Source organism: Desulfitispora alkaliphila (assembly GCF_050433185.1).
GTDB classification, from domain to species: Bacteria; Bacillota; Desulfitisporia; order Desulfitisporales; family Desulfitisporaceae; genus Desulfitispora; species Desulfitispora alkaliphila.
The window spans coordinates 1-13,735 of record NZ_JBNPXS010000030.1 but is presented as its reverse complement, the minus strand read 5'-3'; the positions used below and the strand labels follow the sequence as shown (position 1 = coordinate 13,735).

22 protein-coding genes are annotated in these 13,735 nt (G+C 40.3%); all 22 read left to right on the top strand.

The window, feature by feature from the left end:
- The first annotated feature begins 1 nt into the window (after window position 1).
- Window positions 2-1,267, top strand: coding sequence for a preprotein translocase subunit SecY (secY, locus tag GGQ84_RS10970; protein ID WP_429162585.1), 1,266 nt, complete (start codon window positions 2-4; stop codon window positions 1,265-1,267).
- A gap of 23 nt (window positions 1,268-1,290) precedes the next feature.
- A complete protein-coding gene (locus GGQ84_RS10965; protein WP_429162583.1) occupies window positions 1,291-1,941 on the top strand; it encodes an adenylate kinase in 651 nt (216 codons plus the stop codon).
- Entirely contained in the window at window positions 1,941-2,687 is a 747-nt protein-coding gene (gene map, locus GGQ84_RS10960; protein WP_429162582.1) for a type I methionyl aminopeptidase, read from the top strand. The genes GGQ84_RS10965 and map overlap by 1 nt, the downstream gene beginning before the upstream one ends.
- Window positions 2,688-2,721: 34 nt before the next feature.
- A complete protein-coding gene (locus GGQ84_RS10955) occupies window positions 2,722-2,991 on the top strand; it encodes an RNA-binding protein (protein WP_429162580.1) in 270 nt (89 codons plus the stop codon).
- A 31-nt stretch (window positions 2,992-3,022) separates the two neighbouring features.
- Window positions 3,023-3,241: a translation initiation factor IF-1 gene (infA, locus tag GGQ84_RS10950; protein ID WP_429162578.1), complete on the top strand. Its 219-nt coding sequence runs from the start codon at window positions 3,023-3,025 to the stop codon at window positions 3,239-3,241.
- Window positions 3,242-3,266: 25 nt separating this feature from the next.
- The gene (gene rpmJ / locus GGQ84_RS10945) at window positions 3,267-3,380 is read left to right on the top strand and encodes a 50S ribosomal protein L36 (protein ID WP_429162576.1); all 114 of its coding nucleotides are present in this window, start codon (window positions 3,267-3,269) and stop codon (window positions 3,378-3,380) included.
- Between the two features lie 25 nt (window positions 3,381-3,405).
- Window positions 3,406-3,777: a 30S ribosomal protein S13 gene (rpsM, locus tag GGQ84_RS10940; protein WP_429162574.1), complete on the top strand. Its 372-nt coding sequence runs from the start codon at window positions 3,406-3,408 to the stop codon at window positions 3,775-3,777.
- Window positions 3,778-3,793: 16 nt separating this feature from the next.
- On the top strand, window positions 3,794-4,183 hold the full coding sequence (gene rpsK / locus GGQ84_RS10935; RefSeq protein WP_429162572.1) for a 30S ribosomal protein S11: 390 nt from the start codon (window positions 3,794-3,796) through the stop codon (window positions 4,181-4,183).
- A gap of 18 nt (window positions 4,184-4,201) precedes the next feature.
- The gene (gene rpsD / locus GGQ84_RS10930) at window positions 4,202-4,828 is read left to right on the top strand and encodes a 30S ribosomal protein S4 (RefSeq protein WP_429162570.1); all 627 of its coding nucleotides are present in this window, start codon (window positions 4,202-4,204) and stop codon (window positions 4,826-4,828) included.
- Between the two features lie 60 nt (window positions 4,829-4,888).
- Complete coding sequence (locus GGQ84_RS10925; RefSeq protein ID WP_429162640.1) at window positions 4,889-5,836, top strand: DNA-directed RNA polymerase subunit alpha; 948 nt, start codon at window positions 4,889-4,891, stop codon at window positions 5,834-5,836.
- A 13-nt stretch (window positions 5,837-5,849) separates the two neighbouring features.
- Window positions 5,850-6,188: a 50S ribosomal protein L17 gene (gene rplQ / locus GGQ84_RS10920; protein WP_429162568.1), complete on the top strand. Its 339-nt coding sequence runs from the start codon at window positions 5,850-5,852 to the stop codon at window positions 6,186-6,188.
- 75 nt (window positions 6,189-6,263) lie between these two features.
- Window positions 6,264-7,079, top strand: coding sequence for an energy-coupling factor transporter ATPase (locus tag GGQ84_RS10915; protein ID WP_429162566.1), 816 nt, complete (start codon window positions 6,264-6,266; stop codon window positions 7,077-7,079).
- The gene (locus GGQ84_RS10910) at window positions 7,076-7,939 is read left to right on the top strand and encodes an energy-coupling factor transporter ATPase (protein ID WP_429162564.1); all 864 of its coding nucleotides are present in this window, start codon (window positions 7,076-7,078) and stop codon (window positions 7,937-7,939) included. Before GGQ84_RS10915 ends, GGQ84_RS10910 begins: the two co-directional genes overlap by 4 nt.
- Window positions 7,932-8,723: an energy-coupling factor transporter transmembrane component T family protein gene (locus GGQ84_RS10905; RefSeq protein WP_429162562.1), complete on the top strand. Its 792-nt coding sequence runs from the start codon at window positions 7,932-7,934 to the stop codon at window positions 8,721-8,723. The genes GGQ84_RS10910 and GGQ84_RS10905 overlap by 8 nt, the downstream gene beginning before the upstream one ends.
- A 21-nt stretch (window positions 8,724-8,744) precedes the next feature.
- Window positions 8,745-9,485 carry a tRNA pseudouridine(38-40) synthase TruA gene (truA, locus tag GGQ84_RS10900; protein WP_429162560.1) on the top strand — a complete coding sequence of 247 codons (741 nt, stop codon included), beginning with the start codon at window positions 8,745-8,747 and terminating at the stop codon, window positions 9,483-9,485.
- Between the two features lie 123 nt (window positions 9,486-9,608).
- Complete coding sequence (gene rplM / locus GGQ84_RS10895; RefSeq protein WP_429162559.1) at window positions 9,609-10,043, top strand: 50S ribosomal protein L13; 435 nt, start codon at window positions 9,609-9,611, stop codon at window positions 10,041-10,043.
- A gap of 15 nt (window positions 10,044-10,058) precedes the next feature.
- Complete coding sequence (gene rpsI, locus GGQ84_RS10890) at window positions 10,059-10,451, top strand: 30S ribosomal protein S9 (protein WP_429162557.1); 393 nt, start codon at window positions 10,059-10,061, stop codon at window positions 10,449-10,451.
- Window positions 10,452-10,476: 25 nt separating this feature from the next.
- Window positions 10,477-10,665 (top strand): 2-hydroxymuconate tautomerase, encoded by a 189-nt coding sequence (gene thmT, locus GGQ84_RS10885; protein ID WP_429162555.1) that lies wholly within the window; start codon window positions 10,477-10,479, stop codon window positions 10,663-10,665.
- Window positions 10,666-10,807: 142 nt separating this feature from the next.
- Window positions 10,808-12,475 carry a ribonuclease J gene (locus GGQ84_RS10880; protein WP_429162553.1) on the top strand — a complete coding sequence of 556 codons (1,668 nt, stop codon included), beginning with the start codon at window positions 10,808-10,810 and terminating at the stop codon, window positions 12,473-12,475.
- On the top strand, window positions 12,476-13,090 hold the full coding sequence (locus GGQ84_RS10875) for a class I SAM-dependent methyltransferase (RefSeq protein WP_429162551.1): 615 nt from the start codon (window positions 12,476-12,478) through the stop codon (window positions 13,088-13,090).
- Between the two features lie 64 nt (window positions 13,091-13,154).
- Complete coding sequence (locus tag GGQ84_RS10870; RefSeq protein WP_429162549.1) at window positions 13,155-13,358, top strand: DUF1858 domain-containing protein; 204 nt, start codon at window positions 13,155-13,157, stop codon at window positions 13,356-13,358.
- Between the two features lie 37 nt (window positions 13,359-13,395).
- Complete coding sequence (locus tag GGQ84_RS10865; protein WP_429162547.1) at window positions 13,396-13,632, top strand: hypothetical protein; 237 nt, start codon at window positions 13,396-13,398, stop codon at window positions 13,630-13,632.
- Window positions 13,633-13,735: the final 103 nt, after the last annotated feature.

Genomic DNA, 13,735 nt, shown 5'->3' with positions numbered 1-13,735 from the left:
AATGCTAGACTCCTTAAAAAGTGCTTGGAAGTTAGATGACCTAAGAGGAAAGATACTTTTTACCTTGGCAATGTTTTTGGTGTTCAGAATAGGTGCTCATGTTCCAGTGCCAGGAATTAATACCGATGCATTAAGAGAATTGCTTATGGGCGAAGGAGCTACACTGTTTGGAATGATGGACATGTTATCAGGGGGGTCATTCTCCTCCTTCGCAGTATTTGCAATGGGGATTATGCCCTATATTAACGCATCGATTATCATGCAGTTGCTGACAGTGGTTATTCCAAGGCTAGAACAGCTTGCTAAAGAAGGCGAAGAAGGCCGAAAAGTAATCACTCAGTACACAAGATACGGAACTGCAGGACTAGGATTTATCCAAGCTTTAGGAATGTCTTACGCGTTAAATAACTTTGGCATTATTATAGACCCATCATTCACCAGCTTTTTGACCATAGCAATTACTTTAACTGCTGGTACTGTATTCTTGATGTGGATAGGTGAGCTAATTACTGAAAAGGGTATCGGTAACGGAATTTCACTAATAATCTTTGCCGGCATTGTGGCCAGTGTTCCAGGAGCGCTGACCAATATGGTTCAAATGATGCAAGCAGGTACTATAGGAGTATTCACCTTGGTATTACTTGCACTTATTGGATTACTGGTAATCGCCGGTGTAGTATCAATCCATGAGGGTCAGAGAAGAATTCCAGTTCAATACGCTAAGCGCGTAGTAGGGAGAAAGGTTTACGGTGGACAGACAACACATGTACCACTTAAAGTAAATCAGGCAGGTGTTATCCCGGTGATCTTTGCCATGTCAATCCTACTGTTGCCTCAGACCATAGTTACTTGGTTTGACAATAGATTTGCTAATTTTCTCGAGAGAATGTTAGACTTTACTTCAATACCATACATGATAATTTATGCAACATTGATTATTTTCTTCACGTACTTCTACACAGCTGTAACATTCAACCCAGCTGATGTGGCAGACAACATGAAGAAAAACGGTGGATTTATTCCAGGATTGAGGCCAGGAAAGCCAACAGCTGAATACATCGATAGAGTTTTAACTCGAATCACTTTGGCTGGTGCACTGTTCTTGGCAGGCATTGCGGTGATGCCCAATGTCTTTATGGCAATTACTGATTTAAATATTTACTTTGGTGGGACAGCGCTCATAATCGTGGTTGGTGTTGCGTTAGAAACAATGAAGCAAATTGAGTCTCACTTAATGATGAGACACTATCAAGGCTTTATGAAGTAAAATTATCTCGGGAGGGATTTTCCATGAGAGTACTGTTAATGGGACCACCAGGGGCAGGCAAAGGAACACAAGCAGAAAAATTAGTTGATAGGTTTAATATTCCCCATATATCAACTGGAGATATGTTTAGAAGTGCAATCAAAGAAGGCACTGAATTGGGCAAAAAGGCAAAAGAGTTTATGGATCAAGGTAAACTTGTGCCCGATGAAGTAACTATAGGGATTGTTAAAGAGAGATTGGAACAGTCAGACTGCGAAAAAGGGTTTTTACTAGACGGTTTTCCAAGAACAACTGCTCAAGCAGAGGCCTTAGATGGAATACTAGCTGAATTAAAGATTGAGTTAGATGCAGTAGTGGATATTCAAGTATCTAGAGAAAAGCTTTTAGAGAGACTGACTGGAAGAAGAGTGTGCAAAGACTGTGGTTCAGCTTATCACGTGGTATTTAACCCATCTGAGCAGGATGGAAAATGTAATAAATGTGGTGGTGAACTATATCAGCGCAGTGACGATAATGAAGAAACTGCAGCAAAGAGATTGGATGTTTATACTGAACAGACTGAGCCACTTATACGATACTATCAAGATCAAGGAAAGTTAATTGAAATTAATGGAGATCAACCTATGGAAGCAGTACTGGCAGACGTTGTTAGATTACTAGGGAGAGACTTTTAATGATTACAATCAAAACAGACCGGGAAATCCAAAAGATGAGAGAAGCAGGTAAAATAGTGGCTGAGGCTCATGAAGCTGTGAAAGCAGCTTTGGAGCCTGGGATTACTACTTTGGAGCTGGATCGAATTGTTGAGAAACTTATTCGCTCGCGAGGCGCTACTCCAGCGTTTAAGGGGTATCATGGTTTCCCTGCCAGTATCTGCGCTTCTATAAATGAAGAGTTAGTTCACGGGATTCCAGGTTTAAGAAAGTTAAAAAATGGAGATATTATTAGTATTGATATTGGAGCAATATTAGATGGATACTATGGAGATGCAGCGGTTACACTGCCAGTTGGTGATGTGAGCCAAGAGGCCGAGAAGCTTATGAGAGTTACTGAGGAGTCGCTAATGGAGGGTATTGCAAAAGCAATATCAGATAACCGCTTATCTGATATATCTCACGCCATTCAAACCCATGTAGAAGCTAATGGGTACGCTATAGTTAGGAACTATGTGGGACACGGTATTGGCACGGCTATGCACGAAGATCCTCAGGTGCCCAATTATGGTAAGCCAGGATTTGGCCCCAGATTAAAGCCAGGAATGGTTCTAGCAATAGAACCTATGGTTAACGTGGGAACCCATGAGGTTTACACCCTAAAGGACAAATGGACTGTGGTTACAGCTGACAAAAAGTTATGTGCTCACTCTGAACACACAGTTGCAATTACGGAAAATGGCCCTGAGATTTTAACTAAGCTCTAAGATTAATCTCCGCAAATAGTTGGAGGTGGAGTTAATGGGCAGTGAGAAGATTGTGTTAGGTCAAGTTGTACAGTCCACAGCTGGACGCGATAAAGAACAGACATATATTGTGGTATCTTTAGAAGACGATAGGTTTGTTTACTTGGCAAATGGACACAAGCGCAAAGTCAGTAACCCTAAGAAGAAAAACCTAAGCCATGTTAAGGTGATAGGCATAGACAGGAAGATAAAGGGAATACTGGAATCGGATAAGAAGCTCGACAATGGCGAACTGAGACGAGCGGTAAAGGAATTAACCGATTAATAAGATTTAATGAGGAGGTCGGTAGTTCAGGATGTCTAAGCAGGATGTTATCGAAGTTGAGGGAACGGTAATTGAACCTCTACCAAATGCGATGTTTAATGTTGAATTGGAAAACGGCCATAAAGTTTTAGCTCATGTTTCGGGAAAAATTAGGATGAACTTCATCAGAATTCTTCCTGGAGACAAAGTAACGGTTGAGTTATCTCCTTATGATTTGACCCGTGGGCGCATTATTTACCGTTATAAATAGGCACGGTATAAAAGGAGGGTTTAGGATGAAAGTCAGAACATCAGTTAAACCAATATGTGAAAAATGTAAAATTATTAGACGCGGTGGAAAAGTTATGGTAATTTGTGAAAACCCTAAGCATAAGCAAAAGCAAGGATAGTTCATAAACGGAGGTGGATTTTTAAATGGCAAGGATTTCCGGGGTAGATATACCTAGGGACAAAAGAGTTGTAATTGCCCTGACTTATATATACGGTGTTGGCAAGTCAACTGCTGAAAAGGCCCTAAAAGAAAACGGTATCAATCCAGATACTAGAGTTCGGGACCTAACTGAAGAAGAAGTCAATAAGTTGAGAGAGTACATTGACAGAGAATTGACAGTTGAAGGTGACTTGAGAAGAGAAGTTGCACTAAATATTAAACGTTTAATGGAAATTGGCTGTTACAGAGGCCTTAGACATAGAAGAGGCTTACCTGTAAGAGGACAGAAAACAAAGACAAACGCTAGAACAAGAAAAGGCGCCAAGAGAACTGTTGGTGCAAAAAGAAAGAAATAGATAGGGGGGATTTAGATTGGCACAAAGACCTACTAGGACTAAAAAGCGTGAGCGAAAAAATGTGGAATTCGGTATTGCTCACATTCAGTCTACTTTTAATAATACTATAGTAACTATCAGTGACCAAGCAGGGAATGCCATTGCATGGGCTAGTTCCGGTGGCCAGGGCTTTAAGGGCTCAAGAAAGAGTACTCCTTTTGCGGCACAGATGGCTGCAGAAGTGGCTGCTAAGCAAGCAATGGAACACGGTATGAAAGAAGTAGAGTGCTACGTAAAGGGACCTGGCGCAGGCAGAGAAGCAGCGATTCGTTCTTTACAGGCTGCTGGAATAGAAGTAAGTAGTATTAAAGATGTAACTCCTATTCCCCATAATGGTTGTAGACCACCAAAGAGAAGAAGAGTATAGGGAGGTGTATGAAGACTAATGGCTAGATATACAGGATCAGTTTGCAGACTGTGCAGACGAGAAGGATCAAAATTATATTTAAAAGGCGATCGTTGCTATTCAGATAAATGTGCAATCGACAGAAGAGCATATGCACCTGGGCAGCACGGGCAAAGAAGAACTAAGGTGTCAGAATACGGAATCCAGCTTCGAGAGAAGCAGAAGGCTAGAAGAATTTATGGAGTATTGGAAAGCCAGTTCCGAAAGTACTTTAAAGAAGCTGATAGACAAAAGGGCGTTACTGGTGACAACTTGATGAGACTGCTAGAAAGAAGACTAGATAATATTGTATTCAGACTAGGACTTGCTGGCTCAAGAGCAGAAGCAAGACAGCTAATTAGACACGGACACTTTACAGTGAACGGTAAAAAAGTGGATATTCCGTCCTATTTAGTAAAAGCAGGCCAGGAAATTGCAGTTAGAGATAAGAGTAAAAACTCTGCTAAATTCAAAGAAATTTCAGAGGCTGCGGGCCATAAAACTGCACCAGCATGGCTTGAACTAGATAGCGAAAATTTAGTTGGCAGAATAGTTGCACTTCCTTCTAGAGAAGACATTGATGTACCAATTGAAGAACACCTTATCGTTGAATTATACTCACGTTAAGATATAGGAAGTGTTAAGGGCAATAATTTTTAGGTCTCAGGAAGGAGGGTTATGGGTAATATGTTAGAAATAGAAAAGCCCGTTATTGAATGTGTTGAAATGGCTGATGACAGTTCTTATGGGAAGTTTGTTGTTGAGCCACTTGAAAGAGGATATGGCATAACGTTGGGAAACTCTTTGCGTAGGATTTTACTTTCGTCACTTCCAGGAGCAGCAGTTACCTCTGTTAAAATAGATAGTGTTCTACACGAATTTTCTACTGTCAAAGGGGTAGTTGAAGATGTAACTGACATAATCCTAAACCTAAAATCACTGGCAGTTAAGTTGCATATTGATGAGCCAAAGACAGTGCGGATAGAGGCAGAAGGAGAGGGAGTAGTTACAGCTGCAGATATAATAGTCGATGCAGATGTGGAAATATTAAACCCCGAACTGAAGATTGCTACACTAAACGCCGAAGGTAAATTGCACATGGAGCTGGTCATAGAAAAGGGAAGAGGCTACAGACCTTCTGTGAAGAACAAAAAAGAGGATGATGTTATTGGTGTAATACCAGTAGACTCTATATTTGCGCCAGTGTACAAAGTCAACTACAACGTTACAGATACGCGGGTAGGTCAGATTACTGATTATGACAAGTTGACACTTGAACTTTGGACCGACGGTAGTATCGCTCCAGATGAAGCAGTGAGCTCAGCAGCTAAAATACTGATTCAACACTTTAAACTCTTTACTGGGTTAACTGAGACTATAACGGATGAAGTAACAATGGTAGAAAAAGAAGAAGAAATTAAAGACAAAATTTTAGAGATGACAATAGAAGAACTAGACCTGTCAGTTCGATCATATAACTGCCTCAAGCGAGCTGGCATTAACACGGTTGAAGAGTTGGCTCAGAGGTCAGAGGAAGACATGATGAAGGTTCGAAATCTGGGTAAGAAGTCCCTAGAAGAAGTAATCCATAAAATGGAAGACTTGGGCCTCGCCATGAGAAAATCAGATGAGTAAAGGAGGTTAAAGCATGGCATATAGAAAGCTAGGCCGCAATAGTAGCCATAGAGATGCTATGTTGAGAAACATAGTTACCTCCCTCTTGAAAGAGGAGCGCATAGAAACTACTGAAGCCAAGGCTAAAGAGTTAAAGTCTTTGGCAGAAAAGATGATTACTTTAGGTAAGCGCGGAGATCTGCATGCTAAAAGACAGGCAATAGCCTACTTAATGGATGAAGATGTGGTGAAAAAATTATTTGACGATATAGCACCCAAGTACGCTGACAGACAAGGTGGATATACTAGAATCATGAAAACTGGAATGCGACGTGGAGATGCAACGCAAATGGCGATAGTAGAACTAGTATAAGAGTGTCAATAGTTTTAGGATTCAGGATACCTGAATCCTAAATTTTTGCACTTAAGGCTGGCAGGTGACTGAATTATGAGTAAACTTATTCAGTTGAATAATGTAAAATACAGATACAATCAAGAAAACTGGGCTTTGGATGGTATCAATTTAGATATAAACAGAGGGGAATTTATTGCTGTGCTTGGAGCTAATGGTTCGGGAAAATCCACTCTTGGCAAGCACATGAATGCCCTTTTGTTGCCTACACAGGGACAGGTTATTGTAGATGGGATTTCATCACATGACCAAGATTCACTCTGGGAAATCAGAGAAAAAGTAGGTATGGTATTTCAAAATCCAGACAATCAAATAGTAGCAACTGTAGTAGAAGAAGATGTGGCCTTTGGTTTAGAGAATCTGGGATTAGAGCCTACCATAATCAGAGAAAGAGTTGAAGAAGCACTTTCTCTTGTGGACATGATTGAATACAGAGACAGGGGGCCGCATTTTTTATCAGGGGGGCAAAAACAGCGGATAGCCATAGCAGGTATCATAGCAATGAAGCCAAAATGTATTGTGCTTGATGAACCTACTGCTATGTTAGACCCTGTTGGCAGAACTGAAGTGATGAGTACAGTGAAAAAGCTCAACCAAGAGGAACAAATGACAGTAGTGCATATAACTCATTTTATGGAAGAAGCACTTATGGCAGATAGAGTGGTTGTAATGGATCGAGGAAGAATCGTCATGGGGGGACGACCTCGAGAGGTATTTTCACAGGTAGACAAAGTTAGATCTTATGGCTTAGATGTGCCACCAATAGCGGAACTTTCTCAGTACTTAAAGGGCAAAGGAGTAACGCTGCCTGAAGGTTTGATGACGGTTGAGGAATTGGTGGAAGCCCTGTGAGCATAAAGCTAAAAAATGTAAGTCACACATATCTACCTGAAACCCCTCAAGCTGTAGATGCACTGAAGGATATTAATTTAGAAATACCCCAAGGCCAATTGCTGGGGATAATGGGACACACCGGTTCTGGAAAATCGACTCTGATTCAATTATTAAATGGACTTATAAAGCCAACCGAAGGCAAAGTTCAAGTAGGCAGTACAGAAATAACTGAAAAAAAATCAAACATGAAAACTGTGAGGCAAAAAGTTGGCCTAGTTTTTCAGTATCCAGAGCACCAGTTGTTTGAGGATACAGTTTATAATGATATTGCCTTTGCTCCTAGAAACTTGGGTTGTAAAGTAGATGAAGTAGATAGAAGGGTTAAAGCTTCAGCGGCACTAGTTCAACTAGATTTACAAGAAATAGGTACTAAGTCACCCTTGGCTTTAAGTGGGGGACAAAAGAGAAGAGTTGCTATTGCAGGAGTTCTTGCTATGAAGCCTCAAGTCCTTATATTAGATGAACCTACTGCTGGACTGGACCCTAGGGGCAGAAATGATATACTAAAGCAGATAAAACGGCTTCATGAAAAAGAAAACATTACTGTAATAATTGTTTCGCATAGCATGGAGGAGTTAGCCGAGTTAGTACAGCGTTTAATAGTTATGCTTCATGGGGAAATTGTTATTGACGGAAGTCCTACAGAGGTTTTTACTAGAGCAGAAGAGCTAAAAAAGTGTGGTCTTGAACCACCTGTAATTACAAAGCTGATGATAGAGCTGGGAAAAAAAGGTCATCAAGTTTCTAACAAAGTGTTTACAGTACAGGATGCGCAAAAGGAACTTTGCCGGGTATTGGGAGTGAGTGAGAATGATTAAGGATATAACATTGGGTCAATACCTACCTGGAAATTCTAGTATCCACCTCTTAGACCCACGAGTAAAAATATTGGCTGTAGGTGGATTGATGGTAACTGTGTTTTTAACCACTACGGCAATTGGATTCACGGCTTGGTTAATACTACTTGGGGCTATAGTGGCATTGACCAAAATACCCATAAAGTATATATGGAGAGGCGTTCGCCCCATATTCATTATAATTGGTCTGACTGTATTCATACACATATTTTTTACTCCTGGAGACACAATCGCCCAGTGGGGAATTCTCACAATAACTCAAGAAGGTTTAGAGCGAGGAGTAACCATGGGCTTAAGGATTTTCTCCCTGATAGTGATAACATCGGTTTTAACCTTGACTACTTCTCCAGTTGCCTTAACTGATGGGTTAGAGTATTTGTTAGCCCCTCTAAAGAAGATGGGGGTTCCAGTTCATGAGATAGCCATGATGATGACTATCGCTCTAAGGTTTATTCCCACCCTCTTAGAGGAGGCAGATAAGATTATGAAGGCCCAGATGGCAAGGGGTATGGATTTTGCTACAGGACCCATATTAAAGAGGATAAAAAATATAGTTCCACTATTAGTACCTCTCTTTGTCAGCGCTTTTAGAAGAGCTGATGACTTAGCTACCGCTATGGAAGCTAGGTGCTACAGGGGAGGTCAGGGCAGAACCAGAATGAAGGAATTAAAGATGTCCAGGTCCGATTATGTAGCACTCAGTACAATAGCTGCAGTATGTACTGCATTGATAATACTTGGCTAACCTAGGAGGTCTTAATGCCCAATGCGAAACATAAAATTGACACTAGCTTATGACGGTTCAGGGTATAGTGGCTGGCAGATACAACCTCAACCAGGGATAAAAACTGTGCAGGGTACTTTAGAGCAAGCCTTAGAACAGCTATTAGGTCATAAAGTTAAAACAAATGCATCAGGAAGAACAGATGCTGGTGTTCATGCTAAAGGGCAAGTGGTTAACTTTACAACAGACAACCCAATACCGGATTCGAAGCTGCCCATTGCATTAAATAGTATTATGCCTGAAGATGTGGTAGCTATAGATTGCATTTGGGTGGAGGATGATTTTCACGCACGCTACAGTGCAAAAAAGAAGAGGTATCGCTATACTATTATGACAGATAAAATAGCGTGGCCTTTTTATCGCAACACTGTATATCACTTTCCTAGACAACTTAATGTTGATGAAATGAAAGTAGCAGCTGAGCACATAGAAGGTCGCTATGATTTTAGTTCTTTTTGCTCTAGTCAAGCCAGTGTAACTGATTTTGTTCGCGAAGTGTATCTTTGCCAGATATCCAAAGAGGAGAATTTTATTTACTTGGATATAGAAGCAAACGGTTTTTTATATAACATGGTGCGCATTATTGTAGGTACCATACTTGAAGTGGGCTCTGGAAGACTGAAAGCGGACAAGATTTCTGAGATTATAGAAGCAAAAAATCGTAGAGCAGCAGGACCCACAGCACCTGCAAATGGACTTTGCTTAGAAAAAGTTTACTATTAGCGCATTAAGCTTGACATAGCAGAACAATTAATATAAAATGTTATTGTATGTTTTGTAATTACCATGCCAACGAGCCCCGGCGTGTTAATATGCAAATAAGGTCAGATGTAAGGAGGGAAATCCATGAAGACATATATGCCAAAACCAGAAGAAGTAGAAGCAAAATGGTACATTGTGGACGCAACTGATAAGACTTTGGGGAGGCTGGCTACTGAGATCGCTCGTGTTTTAAGGGGGAAGCATAAGCCAACTTTTACGCCCAATATAGATACAGGTGACTTCGTGATTGTAATCAACGCGGAGAAAGTAAGATTAACAGGTAAAAAGCTAGACCAAAAGATGATGTACAAACACTCTGGGTATCCAGGAGGACTTAAATCAATCGACTATAGAACGCTACTAGATACTAAGCCTGAGCGAGTTATCTTCCACGCAGTAAAGGGAATGATACCACACAATCGCCTAGGTAGAAAAATTATGACTAAACTGAGAGTGTACAGAGGAGCAGAGCACCCACACCAAGCTCAACAACCGGAAACTCTTGAAGTTAATGCATAGGGAAGGAGGTAAATCATGGCTCAAGTTCAATACTATGGTACAGGTAGAAGAAAAAATTCTGTTGCTAGAGTGCGACTAGTTCCCGGTGAGGGAAAAGTAGTTATAAATGATAGAGAAGCAGACGATTATTTCGGCAAGAAAACATTAGAAATGATTGTTCGTCAACCGCTTGAACTTACAGAAACTATGTCCAGATTTGATGTTATCGCAAGGGTTCACGGAGGCGGTACTTCAGGACAAGCAGGTGCGATTAGAATGGGGATCGCAAGAGCTTTAGTAGAAGCAGATCAGGAATTACGTCCAGGCCTTAAGCGTGCAGGTTTCTTGCGTAGAGACCCTCGTATGAAGGAAAGAAAGAAGTACGGCTTGAAGAAAGCTCGTAAGGCGCCTCAGTTCTCCAAGCGTTAAGAGCTTGTTAAAGGAGGAATACAGTATGCCAATTGTAAAAATTGACATGATTGAAGGTCGAACTGAAGAGCAAAAGCGAAATTTAGTTAAAGAAGTTACAGATGCAATAGTTAGAACCGTAGATACTAAACCAGAGAATGTAACAATTATACTAAATGATCAACCAAAGATTAACATTGCTAAAGCTGGAAAGACTTTAGCAGACACTAAGTAGAGAATAATAGTAAGAAGCTGTTGACAACAAGCTGTCAACAGCTTTTTTATTTATTGTATATATGGTAAAATGTAGTCATTATGCGACTATAAGCCCTTTTATTAGGGTAAAATATCAAATAGGAGAGCACAGGAGGTGTAGAATGAATAAAAAAGAAGAAAAAGTGACTCTGATACCTTTGGGAGGTGTGAGAGAAGTAGGGAAAAATATGCTTGCTATAGAATATGGCGATGACATCATCATAGTTGATGCCGGTGTTAAGTTTCCCGATGAATCCTTATGGGGAATTGATTTGGTAATTCCCGATACTACATATTTGATGGAAAATAAACAAAAAGTAAAAGCTGTATTCTTAACTCACGGGCATGAAGATCATATTGGAGGTCTTCCATTTTTCCTTAAAAACATAAACGTTCCCATATATGGGACAAAACTCACATTAGGGTTAGTAAAGCGCAAGCTTGTGGAACATGGTTTAGATCGTAAAACTCAATTGATTCAAATTAAACCTAGAGAAACTGTAAAGAAGGGTGTATTTGAAGTAGAGTTCTTTCGGGTTAACCACAGTATTCCCGATGGGGTTGGTCTAGGTATCAGAACTCCAGCAGGGCTAATAGTTCACTCAGGAGACTTTAAGCTAGACCAAACACCTATTGATGAAGAAGTAATAGACTTTGGCAAGCTAGGTGAATACGGGCAAGAGGGAGTTATGTTATTTATCTGTGACTCCACAAATGTGGAGAGGCCAGAATATACTCCTTCAGAAAAGGTGGTAGGTGATACTCTGTACAAGCTTTTTGGACAGGCTAAACAGAGAATAATTGTAGCTAGTTTTGCTTCTAATATTCACAGGCTGCAACAAATTATGGATGCTGCTGTTAAGTACAACAGAAAAGTAGCAGTAGTGGGCAGAAGTATGATTAATGTGGTGGAGGTAGCACTGGATTTAGGGTATTTAAAAATACCTAAAGGGCTTCTAGTGGAATTAGACGAGATCAATAGGACTCCACCTGAAAACACATGCATTATAACAACAGGCAGTCAGGGTGAGCCAATGGCAGCTTTGACTAGAATGGCTGCCAATGATCATAGACAAATATCTATTAACCGGGGAGATACGGTTATAATATCTGCGTCACCAATTCCAGGAAATGCAAAGCTGGTCTCTAGAACAATAGACAATCTGTTCAAAAGGGGTGCAGAGGTCATATATAATGAACTGGAGCTGGTTCATGTATCTGGACACGCTGGCCAAGAAGAAATCAAGCTGATGTTGAATATTCTAAAACCTAAGCATCTGCTTCCATTCCACGGTGAATTTAGACACCTAGCTAGATTTACACAGCTGGCAGGTGAATTGGGAATTAGTGAGGAGCATGTGGTACAAGCAGATATTGGCGATAGGATAGAATGTGGAAGTGAAGAAATAAAAAGAGTTGGGAAGGTCCCATCTGGTAGTGTATTTATTGATGGGCTCGGAATTGGTGATGTGGGCAACATTGTCTTGAGAGACAGGAAGTGCTTGGCTGAAGAAGGCGTTGTGATAATGGTTGTAACAATCAACAAAGATACTGGTAAGGTAATGGCAGGCCCTGATATAATTTCTCGAGGATTTGTATTTGTAAGGGAATCAGAAGAATTACTGCAGCGGGCAAAGGAAGAGCTTATAAAGGTGTTTAAAGAATGTGAAGAACAAAATATCACTGAGTGGTCCGTACTTAAACAACGCAGTAGAGAGAAATTGAGTGAGTTCTTTTACAAAGAGATAAAGAGAAGACCTATGATGCTTCCAATTATTATGGAAGTATAGATGGACTTTACTGGAGAGCGAGTTATACCTAAACTCATGAGGCCAGACAACCAATTACTTTTGGAGCACCAAGCTAGATATGGCTTTGCTACTGAATTTGTAAACGGTAGAGTGCTGGATATTGCTTGTGGTGTAGGTTATGGTGCAGAAATACTCCTTGCGGAGGCGGGAAATAGAATTCACGGCTATGTAGGAGTAGATGTTGACAGCGCATCAGTTCAATATGCCATAGAAAACTACTGGAACTCCCCAAAGGTAGATTTTTTAGAGGGAGATGCCTTAGATAAAAACCTCAAGAGTAAAATAGGTATGTTTGACACAATTATTAGTTTTGAGACAGTGGAGCATCTATCGGACGATTATGGGTTTGTAGAAAATCTATACACACTGCTAAATTCAGAAGGCAAAGCCATTATTTCCACACCCTTTGGACAAGGAAGGGGAAAACCCTGTGGGTGTGAATTTCATTACCATCAGTATTTAGAAGAAGAGTTTTTTGATATTTTATCTTGTTTTAATAACGTAAAAATGTATTACCAACGAAACCAGATAATTGAGAGGAATAAGTTACAAGATAAAAAATATTATTTAATGGTCGCAATATGTGAAAAATAAAATTGACCCTAGCAGGAATTATGAGAAATTTGTCAAATATAAGCTTTGTAGGAGGTGAACAATAATGGCTACTATTACTAAAGATATGAGTATTGTTGATATAGTTTCCAAGTACCCACAGAGTTCAGAGGTATTTATGAGTTTTGGCATGGCGTGCTTAGGTTGTGCTGCTGCTCGATTTGAGAACGTTGAGCAAGGTGCAAGAGCTCACGGTATTGATGTGGATGAGCTTATTAAAAAGCTTAATGAAGCAGTTAAAGATGCTTAAGGCATTGCTCTAGATTGAATGGATAGGGGAGATGTGAGTGACTCCAGCGTTAGTAAAGGAAATTGTCAAGTGGATAATAGACCATATTGAAAGTCCTGAATCGATGAAAACTTTGCTAAAGCACGTTTATCTACCAATAAAATTAACAGAAGAACAACTGGAAGAAATTATTGGAAGAATTGTGAAGGCTCGTAATAATGAAATAGAGCTAGATATGATCAGTAGAGAGATTGCAAAAAAATCAGAAGAAAACCTAAACAAGATGTTTGTATAAACATCTTGTTTTTATATGTGTGCCCGGCACGGGCGGTAACTTGGCGGTGAAAGTCCGCTGTGGGCTTGGTAGTGGGAACCACTAGCCAATGACAAGGGTGTCC

Excerpts from the sequence above, each read along its gene's own strand:
- rpsM (WP_429162574.1), top strand. The coding sequence starts at position 3,406 with ATGGCAAGGATTTCCGGGGTAGATATACCTAGGGACAAAAGAGTTGTA.
- rpsD (WP_429162570.1), top strand. The coding sequence starts at position 4,202 with ATGGCTAGATATACAGGATCAGTTTGCAGACTGTGCAGACGAGAAGGA.
- GGQ84_RS10925 (WP_429162640.1), top strand. The coding sequence starts at position 4,889 with ATGTTAGAAATAGAAAAGCCCGTTATTGAATGTGTTGAAATGGCTGAT.
- GGQ84_RS10870 (WP_429162549.1), top strand. The coding sequence starts at position 13,155 with ATGGCTACTATTACTAAAGATATGAGTATTGTTGATATAGTTTCCAAG.
- thmT (WP_429162555.1), top strand. The coding sequence starts at position 10,477 with ATGCCAATTGTAAAAATTGACATGATTGAAGGTCGAACTGAAGAGCAA.
- GGQ84_RS10915 (WP_429162566.1), top strand. The coding sequence starts at position 6,264 with ATGAGTAAACTTATTCAGTTGAATAATGTAAAATACAGATACAATCAA.
- GGQ84_RS10955 (WP_429162580.1), top strand. The coding sequence starts at position 2,722 with ATGGGCAGTGAGAAGATTGTGTTAGGTCAAGTTGTACAGTCCACAGCT.
- rpsI (WP_429162557.1), top strand. The coding sequence starts at position 10,059 with ATGGCTCAAGTTCAATACTATGGTACAGGTAGAAGAAAAAATTCTGTT.
- GGQ84_RS10965 (WP_429162583.1), top strand. The coding sequence starts at position 1,291 with ATGAGAGTACTGTTAATGGGACCACCAGGGGCAGGCAAAGGAACACAA.
- rplQ (WP_429162568.1), top strand. The coding sequence starts at position 5,850 with ATGGCATATAGAAAGCTAGGCCGCAATAGTAGCCATAGAGATGCTATG.
- GGQ84_RS10905 (WP_429162562.1), top strand. The coding sequence starts at position 7,932 with ATGATTAAGGATATAACATTGGGTCAATACCTACCTGGAAATTCTAGT.
- infA (WP_429162578.1), top strand. The coding sequence starts at position 3,023 with ATGTCTAAGCAGGATGTTATCGAAGTTGAGGGAACGGTAATTGAACCT.
- rplM (WP_429162559.1), top strand. The coding sequence starts at position 9,609 with ATGAAGACATATATGCCAAAACCAGAAGAAGTAGAAGCAAAATGGTAC.
- GGQ84_RS10875 (WP_429162551.1), top strand. The coding sequence starts at position 12,476 with ATGGACTTTACTGGAGAGCGAGTTATACCTAAACTCATGAGGCCAGAC.
- secY (WP_429162585.1), top strand. The coding sequence starts at position 2 with ATGCTAGACTCCTTAAAAAGTGCTTGGAAGTTAGATGACCTAAGAGGA.
- rpmJ (WP_429162576.1), top strand. The coding sequence starts at position 3,267 with ATGAAAGTCAGAACATCAGTTAAACCAATATGTGAAAAATGTAAAATT.
- truA (WP_429162560.1), top strand. The coding sequence starts at position 8,745 with ATGCGAAACATAAAATTGACACTAGCTTATGACGGTTCAGGGTATAGT.
- map (WP_429162582.1), top strand. The coding sequence starts at position 1,941 with ATGATTACAATCAAAACAGACCGGGAAATCCAAAAGATGAGAGAAGCA.
- GGQ84_RS10880 (WP_429162553.1), top strand. The coding sequence starts at position 10,808 with ATGAATAAAAAAGAAGAAAAAGTGACTCTGATACCTTTGGGAGGTGTG.